The organism is Microcystis wesenbergii FACHB-1317, assembly GCF_014696875.1.
In the GTDB taxonomy this organism is placed as follows: Bacteria; Cyanobacteriota; Cyanobacteriia; order Cyanobacteriales; family Microcystaceae; genus Microcystis; species Microcystis wesenbergii_A.
Genome location: NZ_JACJQV010000128.1, coordinates 40,464 through 55,320, shown reverse-complemented (window position 1 = coordinate 55,320; position 14,857 = coordinate 40,464). Strand labels below are relative to the sequence as shown.

Genomic DNA, 14,857 nt, shown 5'->3' with positions numbered 1-14,857 from the left:
TAATCCATAATTTTGCTAATAAACATAGCAAAATTATAGATGATTTCCTGACCTAAGATCACATTTTATTCTTTTTTCCACTTCAATCTAAGAATTGAGAAAAAAGCAAAACCCTCCATTATACCATAAAAAAATTATGCAAGAGGTCTATTATTTAAAACTAAATATTTATATACCTTATCTCCCTATCAAAGAACTCTATTTGTTGATACTGATACCTTTTTTATCAGTGATATCGAATCGGGTTTCGCTATCTTAGATTACTTTGATATATCCATGACTCTAGATCCCCCCGATACTCACTATCCTACTCTATCCTCTGGGGATAAAATTGACTGTAAACCCGTGAATACTGGAGTTATCTTTTTTAAGAAAAATGAAGTAAATAATTATCTTTTTCAAGAGTGGGTGAGGATTTATTCTGAAAAGTTATCTCAAAATCCTTATCTGCGAGAAAGCGATCAAACCTCATGTACGGAAGCCTTAATGTCCTCCCCTTCAAGATTCTATCCTTTATCCACTGAATGGAACACCAGATTTTGCTTTATTAATACTCTTCAAGAACCTGTAAAAATACTGCACGCATACTCTAGTAACATTGAAAAAATCGCTGCTCTTGTTAATTCAGAGCCTAATAAACTAAGAGCCTGGATACCTTATCTAAGGAGATGTATTGTCCATCGCCCTTACACTTGGAGACACAGACTTGGAAAAATTAGAGATGAAATGGTGAAAGGGTGGAGTTCAGTTACCAAAGTAATCAGTAACTAAGGTAGGTTTAGACAGATTGGTCGTTTCTTTTTTAAAAAATCTGCTTGAAGTCTGAATAACTACCAAAAATTTAATCGAGTCGCCATCCTCACTCTTCTCCTGTCATCGAAGTTCGGCGTTGTGGGAATATTGGTGGCAAGAAAGCGTTAAATATCCGTGAGTGGGAATGTCTTTTTTGTGGGACTTTCCATTCAAAAGCTACCTCGACCTTTAGCCCTGGGGGAAAACTTTCCTGTCGGCCAGTGATCGCCTTTTTGATCGCCTCTCCAGAGGGTTATCAATAAGAGCGATCGCTATTTAGAGCTGGCTGAATAATGGTAAAACCCTTTGAAAATAAGGCTTTTGACCTGTTAAAATCCGATGTTAGTGCTAGAAAATCGGATTGGAACCCTCAAAAACCTTGCATTATTCTCCTTGTAGTACATCGCTTGGTACAAAAACCAAGGGCAACAAAGCCTGAAACGACCGGCTACTGACGACCGACGACCGACGACCGGCTACTACCCCCAGGAAAAACTTTTTCAGCAGACCCTATTTACAGGCCATTACCGCGATCGTGTAGGCGTTATTATTCGCTCCGTTAATATTAAAATTAATCTGATAGGGCTGTCTACCCGTGGGTGATTGGAAGGGTAAAGAATAGGTTTCACCCCGTTTCATTTCGACATTTTTCTGGAAGGCACTATTGACTGAATTATCGGCATATTTGAGATTGATCGTCACTCCGTATTTGCCATCGTTTTCGGGAACCATTACCCCCTTAAAAGACGCAAATTTCACCCCCGAGGGAACGGCGAAATCGGTGTTAAAGTTATTCTTTCCTATGGCATCGATCTGTTTGCGGATCTGGGTCTGATTAGTGGCTACTTCCTTGAGGTACTGACAGTTTTTCGGAAGTTCGGTAGCCTTATCTTTAGTAGCGGCAACAACCCCGATCGAGGTCAGTCCCAGGATTAAAACGACCGAGAGAAGGCTGAAAGTTTTTGTCAACATGATAGTTCTTCCCGTTAACTTTTTCTAATACCATTTTTCTTTATTCTTGGCAGGTATCTTACCCCCCCTTGCCCCCCCGACGTCGGGGGGGTTGGGGGGGTGGGGGGTTAGGGCGATTAACCATCTCTGTCATTACTTATGAAAAATGGTATAAAATTGGCTCTTCGGGGACGATTAAAGATAATTAAGCCTTAATTGTCCCGCCCTGACTTTTTCCGTGACCAACGTAGGTTGATTCATGAATCAACAGTTCTCACTAATTCAATTCGGGGCGCGGGACTTGGTCATGATCGCTCGCAGTGGAGCGAGTTCTCCTGTTTCTTCTGGGGTTAATTTTTGTGCGTCAACCCGTGAGATTTTCAGGGAATTGCTCCTCGTTTTTACTCTCCGAACCAAACACAAACCCCGCTCACATACCCAAGAAAGCTAGAATTCAATATTTACTACTAATATTTAACTTTGGCAGGCTCAGAGAAACTATCAAAATTCGGCAAATCTAACTTTTATTTTATTAAGAATTATCTCGCAAAGTTGCCGACGGACACTCACCGAACATTTTCTTATAATCTTTGGCAAATTGACCCATGTGCCAGAATCCCCACTGTAGGGCGATCGCACTAACGGTAATTCCTTTACCCGCAGAGGCTTTTAGTTGTCGTCGTACCCCGTTAAGACGTTGAATTTTGAGATAAGTCGCAGGTCCCAGGCCAAAACATTCCTGAAAACCGTAACGGAGGGTACGTTCACTAATGTGCAGTTCTTGACAGAGATCGAGGATCGAGAGGGGGCGATCGAGATTGTCCAGTAAGATCTCCTCTGCTCGCTTAATGTAGGGATATCGTATGGAAGGGCGCAGCGGCGGATCATTTTGATGGGAATCGAGTACATCTAGAACCAGAGAGATAAAATCCTCTCGGATCAGCGATTGCATAGCTGGCTGTAGAATTGTCTGGGATTGTCTCCAGAAAAGCTCAAAAATATATCTTAAATGAGAGCGGAATCGTCTCAGGACAGTCGGCTCTGGTTGAATTGCAAGGGTTGAATCCGTAATTAAAGATGCTACCCCGGGCCGATCGGTTTGTTCGGCCCGGGAAAACAGAGAATCGATATCGATAGTAACCAGAGCGAGGGGGAAGTTTCCCGAGCGAAGCATATCGATTCCTCTGGAACTTTTCTGCAAGAGAGCGGAATTCGACGACAAGGAATACCCGTGCCACTTGAACACCTGGGGTGTGGACAAGGGTATGCCGACGGTGATTGTGCCGGGAGGAGAATCCCCTTGAGAACGAATTCCTCGATTGTAAATCGGTCGGGCGAATTGTATGCCCCCGACTTGAGCTACGAACAGTTCCCCCTCGAAAGTTCCCGCCTCGATCGGTCGATGAATCATATCCCAACGAAAAGCTCTCATCTGCGACCCTAGTTCATCGATATCGTGAAAAGGAATAGTCTTGATCAGGGGCTGTAAATTGATATCCATTTTGTCTGATTTAGGATAGCGTAATTATTAAAAATTATTAAGTATTATTAAGAGTTATTCTCTTGTCAATAGGCATTATACCTCACCAATCTTAATTGTAGAGTTTTTTGGCTTTTATGGGTTAATAACGTCAGACTCTGACTTTTTTCTTTGATTGAAAGAAATAGGGGTTTCTCGTTATCCGCAATATTTTTTCAAATTTATGGTCAATTCTTAATAAAAAAATTACCGAAAAGTTCTATCTATAAGTCTAAGTTTGCCATTTTTTGATAGCGATCGCTCTTGCCAAGCTTCTATAATAGTCTTCTAGAGGCTAATAGATACAAACTCGCTGTTTATTCAAGCAAGAAAATTCAGAAAGAAGATAGGAGATAAATACCCTTAAAATTGATTAGCAGGAGGAGATATTACCAATTAAAGGTTCGCTGCTATGAAATTCCGTCAATTGACGCGGGCAACAGAAAATAAATACAATCGGCTGCTGGCAAATCTAGTCTTGCTCTACATTATTTACCCATTTTTAGTATATCTACCCCTGGGAGATTGGCTGATTTTCTTTTTCTTCTCCCTCTCCCTGATCATCGCCGTCTATCAGATTGACCGCAGTAAATTGGCTTTAAGATGTAATATCGGTCTGTTTGTAATTGCCCTCCTCCTGCGAGCATTCGGCACGATTATCCCTCTTTATAGCGATTTAACCGGTTGGTTCGATCTGTCTAGTACATTAATTTCTCTCGCTTTTATTAGTTTATGCGTGTACTCGATTTTACGAGAATTAATTCTCGCCGAACAGGTAACATCCGATATCATCAAAGGGGGAATTTGTGTCTATTTTCTCCTAGGATTTTTCTGGGCATCCGCTTATAGTATTGTTCAGATTTTCGACCCCGATGCCTTTAGCTCCGCCGCTAAAACCGTCAACCAGGCGGATATAATTCATTTCAGTTTTACTACCCTGGCCACGGTTGGCTACGGTGATATAGTTCCTACCAGTAAAATCGCTAGAGTTCTGGCCAATTTAGAAGGAATGACTGGAGTTCTCTATCCCGCCGTTTTTATCGCTCGTTTAGTCAGTTTACACAATGGTCGTTAACCAAAACAATCCATCGCCTTGGAGAATATTAGATGATTATGCGTCGCTTTATCCCGATTCTTTCTTTACTTTTGCCTTGGGTCACTGCCGCAGGAGTCTTGGCGGAAATACCGACTCTATCCCAGGAAATCCGCCCAAAAACGGCGGAACAGGTGATCGAGCAACTCTGTGCTAATTTAACCAAACAGCGATCGTTCACCGTCAATATGGATGTCACCTATGACGATGTACTCGACTCCGGGGCGAAAGTTCAGTACAGCGCCTATCAAAACATCTGGGTAGAGAAACCCGATCGCCTGCGCTCGGACTACACTGGAGATGAACGAGTTACCCGCTTTTTTTACGATGGTAAAACCTTCACCCTTGCGGATCTGGAACGGGATCTATACGTTACAAAACCGGCGCCGAATACTCTAGATGAAGCCTTAGACCAAGTAGAGCAAAGGTACGGGATCAGCATTCCCATGTCAAATCTGGCAGCGAACGATCCCTGTGCAGAGCTAATGGCCGATGTCAAGCAAATTATTTTTATCGGCAACGACATGGTCAACCGCGAACCGATGTATCACCTGCTGCTGATCGGTAGCGATCGCGATTATCAAATCTGGGTCACGCAGGATGCCACCCCCCTACTGAGGAAAGCGATTATTACCTATAAAACTCTACCCGGTTCACCCCAGTACACGGCAATATTATCCGATTGGAATTTTAAGCCTAGTACACCCGCCGATACTTTCACTTTCCAACCGGGGTCAGAATCGATCCCTATCGAACTTCTACCCCCTAGGGATAATCAATCCCAGCCGTAAAGCCCGTTCATCAAATGCGATCGCTCGTCGGTATTCCCCTAAATCAGCGTTTTGATATACTTTGAATATCTAACGAATTCGAGGTGGGATCATGAAGTCGCAGATTGGACGCTGGGGTAATTCTTTAGCGATTCGGATTCCCAAGTATGCGGTGGAGGCACTGAACCTCAATCCTAAGGACGTTGTTGAATGTTCTGTGGAAAACGGAAAGCTAGTAATTGAGCTAATTCAAGCCTTGCCTGAGTTAAGCCTCGAAGAACTACTGGCTGAGGTTGTTGAATCACCGGAGCCGGAAGTGGATTGGGGACGGCCAATGGGAGAGGAGGTTTGGTGACATACATTCCAGAACGTGGAGATTTCCTGCGGTTGAGCTTCGACCCACAAATTGGACATGAGCAAATGGGTAATCGTCCAGCACTGGTGGTAAGCCATATTGATTTTAATCGCAAGATTGGTTTTGCCTTTGTCTGTCCGGTGAGCAATACGCAACGCCAGAACCCTTTCTACGTCAAGATTCCAGATGGAGAGGCAGTGACAGGAGTTATCATGGTAGATCAGCTGCGATCGTTGGACTTCCGAGCGAGAAAAGCGAGCTTTATCGGCAAGTGTCCAGAACAGTTGCTCCAGGATGTTCTCAGAAGAATTAAGCCGATTCTGTTCTGACAGGGACATTCTCAAAAGTCCCAGAAGAGCGATATTAATTATGAACCCAACCCAGATTTATTATAGAAAATGTTCCCGCCAGAGTTTGTGTAGAAACAGGAGAGCGTTTTTTTTGCACCAGAAACCGTCGAACGCTTGCAGAAAATAATCTGGGAAGATAAAAAAATCAAGGAGTCTGGGCTATGAAAAGATCTTTACGTCAAAACTTATGTGTTCTTGCCGCCCTCCTCTTGGGTACAAGTTTACTGGTAACGGATTATGTGGACGCTCGCGGTGGCGGTGGTGGCGGTAGTCGTGGCGGTGGTGGTGGTAGTCGTGGGGGTGGTGGAGCTTCCCCACGGGTCAACCGCAGTAGTGATCTGCAAAACCGAGGGAATTTTAGTAATCGTTCCCAACCCTCTAGAGATTTTTCTGGAAGACAGGGTGAACGGCAAACCAGTCAACAAAACCGTCAAGGGGAACGCAGCGCAAGACAGGGAGAACGGCAAACCAGTCAACAAAACCGTCAAGGGGAACGCAGCGCAAGACAGGGGGAACGGCAAACCAGTCAACAAAACCGTCAAGGGGAACGCACGGAAAGACAGGGGGAACGTCAAGGGGAACGCAGCGAAAGAACCGATATCCGTCAAGGGGAACGCACGGAAAGACAGGGGGAACGGCAGCAGCAGGTTAGCGATCGCCAACAGAACCGTCAGAACTTTGTTGACGATAATCGCAACGGTTACTGGCGTGGTGGCGGTTGGTACGGTGGCGGTTATTACGTCCCCCCGGGTTGGGGTTGGGTGGGTTTGACCACCGGCTTAGTCATCGGTTCAGCGATCGCCACTCTCCCCCCCTACTACAATACCGTCTATGTGGGTTCTACTTCCTACATTTACTCGGACGGCATCTATCTTCAACCTAGCGGCAGTTCCTACACGGTGGTGGCCCCTCCCATCGGCGCAATTGTCACCTATATCCCAGACGGCTGCACCACAATTACGGCTGACAATACGCTTTATTACAATTGCAGCGGTATCTACTATCAGCCTCTGTTTGAGAATGGTTCCACGGTTTATCAGGTGGTTCGCTTCTAATCGGTTTCTTCTTCATCAATAATTGCCGATCGATCTAATAATAATAAATCTCGCAGGCGATCGGTATCTAATTCGGTTAACCAATTTTCCCCAGCATCTACGGTTTGTTCCGCTAATTGTTTTTTGCTTTCGATCATCTCATTAATGCGTTCCTCTAGGGTTCCCGTACAGATGAATTTATGTACCTGAACATTGCGTTTTTGTCCGATGCGAAAAGCGCGATCGGTGGCCTGATTTTCTACGGCCGGATTCCACCAACGATCGATATGAAAAACGTGATTAGCGCGGGTTAAATTTAATCCTGTTCCCCCTGCTTTCAGGGAGAGAATAAAAATCTTTGGTCCTTGGGGATCATTTTGAAAGCGCTCGATCATTTCTACCCGATCTTTTGTTTTGGTAGAACCAGAGAGAAATAATATTTCCTCGGTTAATTTTTTCTGGAGATGGGTTTGTAGGAGTTTTCCCCACTCAGCAAATTGTGTAAAAATTAAAGCTCGATCGCCTTCTGCTATCACTTCCTCTACCATGGCTTCTAAGCGTAATAATTTACCCGATCTTTGACTGGTTTCTAAACTATTTTCTTTCAAAAAATGAGCGGGATGATTACAAATTTGTTTGAGTTGCATTAGTAAGGTTAAAATTAATCCATGTCTCTGAATTCCTTGGGTTTCTTCAATTTTTTGGAGCGTTTTCTCGACTAATTGTTGATAAAGTTGTCCCTGTTCTTTCGATAAACCACACAGGACATTCATTTCCTGTTTTTCTGGTAAATCTTCAATAATAGTTTTATCGGTTTTTAATCTCCTTAAAATAAAAGGACGGACAAGAGAACGCAAATTATGCAGGGATTCTTGATCGCCGTATTTTTCAATGGGAATAGCAAAACGACGCTGAAAAAAGGCTTGAGTTCCTAAAAAATTGGGATTGAGAAAATCCAAAATTGACCATAATTCTGTCAGGCGATTTTCTACGGGAGTTCCCGTTAAGGCAATGCGAAATCCTGCGGGTATTTTTCGCACTGCTTGGGATTGTTTAGCCGTAGAATTCTTAATATTTTGAGCTTCATCTAAAACTAAACCTTGCCATTGTACTGCTTCTAAACTGGACAGATCGCGATAGATTAAAGGATAACTGGTAATAACAACCGATTGATTTTTTACCGCTTGAGCAAAAGCTTGACCTTTTAATCTTTTTTCGCCATGATGCACAAAAACAGCCAGGATGGGAGCGAATTTTCTTAACTCATGTTCCCAGTTATTAACCACGGAAGTGGGAGCAACCACTAACACGGGATTAACTAACATATCCTCTTCTTTTAATGCTAGTAAAAAAGCGATTAATTGCGGGGTTTTTCCTAAACCCATATCATCGGCTAAACAAGCACCTAAACCCCACTTTTCTAGGAAAGCTAACCAACTAACTCCCTTGAGTTGATAGGGACGTAATTCTCCCCGAAATTCCCGCGGTGGGTTGATTAATTGAATCCCTTGATTGTTATTTAAATTATCAATTAATTCCTTTAATGCTCCCTCCGCTTGGAAATTGACTACCGGCAGTTTAGCAATTAGATTATTATCTCCTGAACTCAAGCGCAGAGCATCTTCCACCGAGAGATTCAGGGGAGTGATGGTATTATTTAAAATTGCCTGAGCTGCTTTAACATCGCTAGGTTGTAGGATTAACCATTTGCCCCCCACTTCCACCACTGGCGATTTTTTCTCTAATAACCTATCAAAATCTTTGTTCGATATTTCCTGTTCCCCTACCACTAATTTAAGCTGAAAGTTTAATAAACTGGTTAAACTTAATCTTTCTCCTTTTTTGGGAGTTACACTGGCAGCAATCTTAATTCCTAATCTTTGTTCATTACTACCAGCAGTTAAACCCGTTGGCAAAATTACCCCTAATCCCTGCTCTTGCAATTGCCAAGCGATCGAGCGAATAAACTGATAAACTTCGATCGAATCAAGAGAACATTCCTCTGGGTGTCTTTGCTCTAAACTAATTCTAATCGGTTCGTACAATCGCGATGCTAATCCCAATCCTTTTAAGAGAATTTCCTGGGGATTATTGACAACTCTTTGATAACTATGATAACTTTCTTTCCCCTCTAACCAAATCAACTTGGCACTAATGAGAAATTCGGGATCATCTAACGCTTGTAAATAATAGGTGAGTTTCCACGCTGTTCCTAGACTGGGAGGTTGTAAACATAAACAGACACGGTATTGATTCTCGATTAATTGGCGATTATTGCCATTAACTAAACTTTCTTGGATAGGAAACACCCAGTTATTATAAGCATTTTCTAGACGCTGTAAATTCTTGGCTTCTAAGGCAATCTCATGATGATCACCGCTTAAAGATTGTAGCCAGGGTTTCACCATCAATGAGGGGGAAATATTAACAGTACTATCTATCTTTTGTCGCAAACGAGCATCGACAATATTTTTTAAGCAATCGAGAATAATTGTTTGTGGTTCGCTATTTTCTTGATAGGCAAGACAGACTGGGGGGATGGTTTGGATAAACTTAGCTAAACGAGTGCGATCGATGGTACTATCCAGCAGGGGATACCAGCAACTTTCACCCTGATTTATTCCCGCTAAAAATTTCCCCCTTGCTAATAAATCTAAACTCCAACGGTGCAAATACAGCCAAAATCGTAGATCATTGCCGATAAATTCGGCCTTAGCTAGGGGTAATTTCTCCCATAACCGCACTATCATTCCCGCAGAAAAAGTTAATCCCGATACCTGCCATGGTTGCCAAGACAAGGATTTAGCTGTGGGTTCGAGAATTTGCCCCGACAGCAGCGGTAAAAAATATTTTTTCCTTGGGGGGGAATAACTAGGTAAACTGAGCTTGATTGATTCTGGAGAATAGCGGTCAAGCTGAGGAGAAAATTTCTGGATAAATTGGGCTAATGCCCCAGATTCTAGACAAAAAGGATGATTTTCCTTTGTTTCACTTAATTCCTTCCCTTGCCACTGTTCACCCCAAAGAAAAAAAACACTATCCTGCGAACGAATCAGCCAATTACCGTGTAGAGTAGTCATTATAAGATAGGGAAATTCCTCTAAAAAACCTGCTGTTGAAAAGGTAACAAACTACGATTTTGTCGCTTTTTCTGACGTTAAGAGCCTCTATCTTCTATTTTAGTTGACAAGGGCTGATTTCTCAAGCAGAATCTAGTTCAGCGATTAGCCCCGATCAAATGGGTATTATCAGTAATAATAAATAGAGTTATTTTTAAACTATGTACAAATTGATCGCCCTAACCCTCGTCCTCAGTCTTCCCCTTAACTTGTCCCTAGTTGGTCAGACGGAAGATTTAAACCACCTACAGCAATTATTATCCACCCGAAAATGTCCCCAATGCGATCTGAGCGGTTCGGGGTTAGTGCAATCGAATCTAGTCGGGGCAAAATTAAATGGGGCCAATCTCGTCGGGGCCAATCTTAGTCAAGCTAATTTAAGTGGGGCGGATCTGAGTGGGGCAAATTTAACTGGAGCCTCTCTTTTTGGTGCTAATCTGACTGCAGCCAACTTAAGCGGGGCAATCTTGACGGGTGCGGATTTAAGAGGCGCTTATCTCAACAATGCTAACCTCGACAACACCAAACTAGACACTGCATACGTGCAGGGTGCGGTGGGAATTCCCAGTAGTGCCGGTACTCCTGAACTATTCTACGGACTAGGAATGGTGGAGGGAAAACAGGGACGCACCAGCGCTGCTATAGAAAATTTTAATAAGGCCTTGACAATCAACCCAGAATATGCTCCAGCTTATCTGGCCCGGGCCATGGCTCACTATCGTCTGGGACAAAATGCTCTAGCGGCCCAGGACGCTCAAATGGCTTCGACTCTCTTTGAACGACAAGGTAATACCCCCGGTTACGAAGCGGCAGAGAATTTTATTAAAGGCATGGAAATCGCCCTAAAACCGCGAGAACAAGGTGGTGGCAACGCTCAATTAGACCAAATGGTGCAGGGGATTGGTTCTCTGCTCTTACAGTTTGTTTTACCCGCTTTGGGACTGTTTTAGTCCTCGTCCGCTGGCTCTTCCAAATGTTCCGAGACCGCGTAATAAAGGTCAAGAACATGATGATCGGCAAGGCGATAAAAGACTCTCCGTCCCTGTTTTTGGTATTTAACTAATCTTAAGGCTCTTAGGGTTCTTAACTGGTGCGATACGGCCGATTCACTCATCCCTAAGTCGTCGGCTAAGTCACAAACACATAATTCTTGTTTGGCTAAAAGCGACAGTATTCTGAGGCGGTTGGCATCCCCCAAAAGGCTGAAAAATTCGGCCATTTTTTGGGCTTTTTCTAGTTCTAATCCCTGCAAGTGCTGGAATTTCCCCCCTTGGTGATGGGATTCCCCACAAACCGGTGCTATTTTCTCTAGGGCCATATTTTTTCCTGATCGGTTATTAAGGGAAAGTTGAGAAAGGGAGGTATCGATCGAATCTTCCATGCCGATACTTGTCCCCTTCTCCCCAATAACTAAATTTAAACGCAACCACAGCCCTTATGTCCACAGCCTTTCTCGTTCTCGTTAACGTGACCATTGGCACAAGCTTGGGAACAGTAGTATTGATCGTTTTTTTTGATGGCATCGGCGATCGATACTACACACAAACAGGATTCACAAGCACATTTCATCATGGTGACAGCGATCATGGTTACTACCTCTGAACTTCTTTACTGACTTTAGTATAACACCTGAACAGATGTTCATGGATTGAATAAAGTTAAATTTTTCTAAAACTCAGACGGGAAAGTTGAGGCCGTTATCTCATACTAAATCCAGTTATTAAAGGCTGATTATCTATTTCTCCTCTTGCCCCTTGCATGAGTAGAAAACGGGTTTCTCCGAGAAACCCGTTTTCTGTGCGTTACTCAACGGATTTGGTATCAAGGGTAAGGTGGGAAGTTCTCCTTGATCAGTGATCAGATTTGAGTTTTCAGTTTGCATATAGAGCTTTTCACGTTACTGAGGTATCGACAAGTTTTACCAACAAAGAGTTTAAGCCCCTTGCCCATGCCTCATTCTGATGAAAACGGCTATATAATATAATCTAAGGTAGAAAAAAGTTAAATACTGACTAAACCGCCCAATTATAACAACTGAGCCGACAAATTCTGATGTTATTAGCATTAAAACAACTAACTGTTACTCCAGGCGATCGCCTGTTGTTAACTTCACTCACTTGGCAAGATTATGAAACAATTCTTGACGAATTGGGAGATCGACGGTCAATTCGTCTATCTTATAGTCAGGGAACTTTAGAAGCAATGACTCCTCTTTTTATTCATGAAAATACCAAAGTTTTAATCGGGGATTTGGTTAAAGTTCTCCTAGATGAATTAGGGTTAGACTATGAACCCGCCGGATCAACAACCTTTAAAAATCAACAAATGGATCAAGGAATAGAACCAGATGAGTCTTTTTATATCGAAAATTGTGCTGCTGTCAGGGGAAAAAAGCGCCTTGATTTGGCCATTGATCCCCCTCCCGATTTAGCAATTGAAATTGATATTACTAAGCGAACCCGATTTAATAATTATGAGCGATTGGGTGTTCCTGAATTGTGGCGATATAATGGAGAGAGACTGGAAATCAGTGTTTTGCAAGGATCAGAATATGTTGAATCTTCCCAAAGCCGAATATTTTCTCAATTTAATCTAATAGAAAAAATTCCAGAAACGCTACAAAATAGTCAAAAAATCGGTAGTGCCATGGCATTAAAACAATTCCGAATTTGGGTCAAGCAAACGCTTAATCCTTGACCTCAAATGGACAACGAAGTCAGGGAACTGAGGTTTCCTACTGTCTTTTTACTGCTCACTGCTCACTGTTTTTAGACGCAGAACAGCCTACCAACGATCGCCAGCATCGTAAATTGTTAAACGTCCGACTCCTAGAGCTAATCCGGGAGAATTGTCCCCGGGGGGATAAGCAGTAATTCCAAACTGATAGACACCACCATAATCGGGATTTCGTACTGGTTTCAGACCGATGGAAACGGTATTACCGGGGGGGACAGGAGGATCAAAAATGACCGTAATCGTCTGAGTATTGGGGTCAAAAGTAGTGGATTTTAGGGTTAATTTTTCGCCTCGCTGATTGCGATCGCCAAGAAAAGCAAAGGTTTGATCAACAAAAAAAGCAATAGTTTGAATATTAGGTTGCTGTTGTATAGTTACTTTGCCCAAGGGCGCCCCGAGAGACGGCGGCAGAGCGATGGTAAGATAGTATTTTGCTCCCCAAGCACGCACGGATTGGAAAGTAGCGAAGAAATTAACCAGAGTGGGAGAACTCTCAAAAAATATTCTGCCGTCGGGAAATTGTCCTGCGAGAGAGACAGAAGCATCAAAAGCGAGTATAGCAATCAAAGCCAGCTTATAGAGACTTTCAATCTGTTTTAAAGGCAAAAAAGGAATTTTCAAAGTAAAAGCTACTATAGAATATTGATTGTCAAGGGGAATTATAGCAAATTCACTTAACCCTCAACCGCTGCCATTATCAGTGATCAGTTATCAGTTATCAGTTGTTTTCTCCCCACACCCCAACACTTAACCCCCAACTTGCAATGTATCTCGAACACCTGCACCTTCACAGTTTTAGAAATTATGCCGAACAGTTGCTAAAATTCGAGTCCCAAAAAACAATATTATTGGGCAATAATGCTCAGGGAAAATCCAATTTACTAGAAGCGATCGAACTTTTGGCCACTCTCAAGAGCCATCGAGTCAGCAAGGATCGGGATCTGGTGCTAGAATCGGACTCGGAGGCGAGAATTTTTGCTAGGGTTAATCGTCTTTATGGGGCATCAGAATTAAGTTTAATTCTCCGTTCTTCTGGTCGTCGCACCGTGATCCGTGACCGTCAACCTCTGCGCCGTCATCTCGATTTTTTGGGCGTGATTAATGCGGTACAATTTTCTAGTCTCGATCTGGATTTAGTGCGCGGTGGTCCGGAAGCTCGCCGAGATTGGTTAGATACTTTATTAATTCAATTAGAACCCCTATACGTTCATATTTTACAGCAATATAATCAGGTTTTACGACAAAGAAATGCCCTCTTAAAAGAGATTCGTAAACAGGAATTAGAGGGAAAAGTTTATGGGGATTTATCCCAGCTAAAACTCTGGGATTTACAACTAGCAGAAACTGGTTCAAGAGTAACGAGAAGAAGGGCGCGAGTCCTGCAAAGATTAATTCCTTTAGCCCAAAAATGGCACGAAAGTATTAGCGGAAAAACGGAATTTTTAGAATTACAATATGTTCCCAATGTGCCTTGGCTAGAAGATGATGTCAATGGGGTACAAAGGGCTTTTTTAGATAAGATTGAAACCCGTCGTCTGGCAGAGAAACAGCTAGGGACATCGGTAGTCGGTCCCCACCGGGATGAAGTGGATTTTTTAATTAACCAAAACCCCGCTAAATCCTACGGTTCCCAAGGACAACAAAGAACCTTAGTTTTAGCCTTGAAATTAGCGGAATTACAGTTATTAGAGCAGATTATCGGGGAACCTCCCCTACTACTCCTCGATGATGTTTTAGCGGAATTAGATATCGAGCGACAAAATCAATTATTAGATGCGATCGAAGACCGTTTTCAAACTTTAATTACCACGACTCATCTCAGTTCTTTTGAGTCTCGCTGGTTGCAATCTTCCCAGATATTTTCTGTCAAAAAGGGACAGATTTTTTATTAGCCTATAGCCACCAGCCTCCAGCCCTATTCAGTTATCAGTTATCAGGTTTTTTCTCCCTATCTCTCCACTCTCTAGTCACCTCAGCAGTCTAGCATAAAGCGACTTGTTCGGTAAAAAGAAACAAAACCCTTAGTCCCCAATTCTGCCAGTTACTAAAGGAAAAGGCTTCTGCTAATCAGTTTGAGGGGGTTTAGGTCATCCATTGCTGTCAATCCTGGTCTTCCTGATTGCTGGCTAAATTATTGC

15 protein-coding genes and 1 pseudogene are annotated in these 14,857 nt (G+C 42.9%); 10 read left to right on the top strand and 6 right to left on the bottom strand.

Going from position 1 to position 14,857, the window contains the following annotated elements:
• Positions 1 to 276 precede the first annotated feature (276 nt).
• The gene (locus H6F92_RS11065; protein WP_190357870.1) at positions 277 to 771 is read left to right on the top strand and encodes a hypothetical protein; all 495 of its coding nucleotides are present in this window, start codon (positions 277 to 279) and stop codon (positions 769 to 771) included.
• Positions 772 to 1,302: 531 nt separating this feature from the next.
• Here H6F92_RS11065 and H6F92_RS11060 read toward each other — a convergent pair.
• Positions 1,303 to 1,764: a hypothetical protein gene (locus H6F92_RS11060; protein WP_190357869.1), complete on the bottom strand. Its 462-nt coding sequence runs from the start codon at positions 1,762 to 1,764 to the stop codon at positions 1,303 to 1,305.
• 511 nt (positions 1,765 to 2,275) lie between these two features.
• Positions 2,276 to 3,244, bottom strand: coding sequence for a helix-turn-helix domain-containing protein (locus H6F92_RS11055; protein WP_190357868.1), 969 nt, complete (start codon positions 3,242 to 3,244; stop codon positions 2,276 to 2,278).
• Positions 3,245 to 3,674: 430 nt separating this feature from the next.
• Between H6F92_RS11055 and H6F92_RS11050 the strand changes: the two genes are divergently transcribed.
• The 6 genes and pseudogenes from H6F92_RS11050 to H6F92_RS11030 all read left to right on the top strand — a co-directional run bounded on the left by H6F92_RS11050 (position 3,675) and on the right by H6F92_RS11030 (position 6,885).
• On the top strand, positions 3,675 to 4,337 hold the full coding sequence (locus H6F92_RS11050) for a potassium channel family protein (RefSeq protein WP_190357867.1): 663 nt from the start codon (positions 3,675 to 3,677) through the stop codon (positions 4,335 to 4,337).
• Between the two features lie 32 nt (positions 4,338 to 4,369).
• Positions 4,370 to 5,146, top strand: a complete 777-nt coding sequence (locus H6F92_RS11045) for a DUF2092 domain-containing protein (protein ID WP_190357866.1) — start codon at positions 4,370 to 4,372, stop codon at positions 5,144 to 5,146.
• A gap of 91 nt (positions 5,147 to 5,237) precedes the next feature.
• Positions 5,238 to 5,480, top strand: coding sequence for an AbrB/MazE/SpoVT family DNA-binding domain-containing protein (locus H6F92_RS11040; protein ID WP_002760402.1), 243 nt, complete (start codon positions 5,238 to 5,240; stop codon positions 5,478 to 5,480).
• On the top strand, positions 5,477 to 5,809 hold the full coding sequence (locus tag H6F92_RS11035) for a type II toxin-antitoxin system PemK/MazF family toxin (RefSeq protein WP_043995641.1): 333 nt from the start codon (positions 5,477 to 5,479) through the stop codon (positions 5,807 to 5,809). Before H6F92_RS11040 ends, H6F92_RS11035 begins: the two co-directional genes overlap by 4 nt.
• 56 nt (positions 5,810 to 5,865) lie before the next feature.
• Positions 5,866 to 5,995: pseudogene (locus H6F92_RS27190) on the top strand (YgiT-type zinc finger protein); the annotation flags it as partial.
• Complete coding sequence (locus H6F92_RS11030) at positions 5,992 to 6,885, top strand: DUF6515 family protein (RefSeq protein WP_190357865.1); 894 nt, start codon at positions 5,992 to 5,994, stop codon at positions 6,883 to 6,885. The pseudogene H6F92_RS27190 and the gene H6F92_RS11030, both read left to right, overlap by 4 nt.
• On the opposite strand, the gene H6F92_RS11025 is transcribed toward H6F92_RS11030, so the two are convergent.
• Entirely contained in the window at positions 6,882 to 9,944 is a 3,063-nt protein-coding gene (locus H6F92_RS11025) for a DEAD/DEAH box helicase (protein WP_190357864.1), read from the bottom strand. The genes H6F92_RS11030 and H6F92_RS11025 overlap by 4 nt on opposite strands.
• Before the next feature lie 200 nt (positions 9,945 to 10,144).
• On the opposite strand from H6F92_RS11025, the gene H6F92_RS11020 reads away from it, so the two are divergent.
• A complete protein-coding gene (locus tag H6F92_RS11020) occupies positions 10,145 to 10,933 on the top strand; it encodes a pentapeptide repeat-containing protein (RefSeq protein ID WP_190357863.1) in 789 nt (262 codons plus the stop codon).
• Here the strand turns inward: H6F92_RS11020 and H6F92_RS11015 are convergent.
• Positions 10,930 to 11,301, bottom strand: coding sequence for an ArsR/SmtB family transcription factor (locus H6F92_RS11015; protein WP_242030097.1), 372 nt, complete (start codon positions 11,299 to 11,301; stop codon positions 10,930 to 10,932). The two genes, H6F92_RS11020 and H6F92_RS11015, sit on opposite strands and share 4 nt — an antisense overlap.
• 98 nt (positions 11,302 to 11,399) lie before the next feature.
• The gene (locus tag H6F92_RS11010; RefSeq protein WP_190357862.1) at positions 11,400 to 11,570 is read right to left on the bottom strand and encodes a metallothionein; all 171 of its coding nucleotides are present in this window, start codon (positions 11,568 to 11,570) and stop codon (positions 11,400 to 11,402) included.
• Positions 11,571 to 12,035: 465 nt separating this feature from the next.
• Between H6F92_RS11010 and H6F92_RS11005 the strand changes: the two genes are divergently transcribed.
• The gene (locus H6F92_RS11005; RefSeq protein WP_190357861.1) at positions 12,036 to 12,680 is read left to right on the top strand and encodes a Uma2 family endonuclease; all 645 of its coding nucleotides are present in this window, start codon (positions 12,036 to 12,038) and stop codon (positions 12,678 to 12,680) included.
• A gap of 87 nt (positions 12,681 to 12,767) precedes the next feature.
• Here H6F92_RS11005 and H6F92_RS11000 read toward each other — a convergent pair whose 3' ends face one another.
• Positions 12,768 to 13,340, bottom strand: a complete 573-nt coding sequence (locus H6F92_RS11000; RefSeq protein ID WP_190357860.1) for a DUF2808 domain-containing protein — start codon at positions 13,338 to 13,340, stop codon at positions 12,768 to 12,770.
• A gap of 143 nt (positions 13,341 to 13,483) precedes the next feature.
• Between H6F92_RS11000 and recF the strand changes: the two genes are divergently transcribed.
• On the top strand, positions 13,484 to 14,611 hold the full coding sequence (gene recF / locus H6F92_RS10995; RefSeq protein ID WP_190357859.1) for a DNA replication/repair protein RecF: 1,128 nt from the start codon (positions 13,484 to 13,486) through the stop codon (positions 14,609 to 14,611).
• Positions 14,612 to 14,857: the final 246 nt, after the last annotated feature.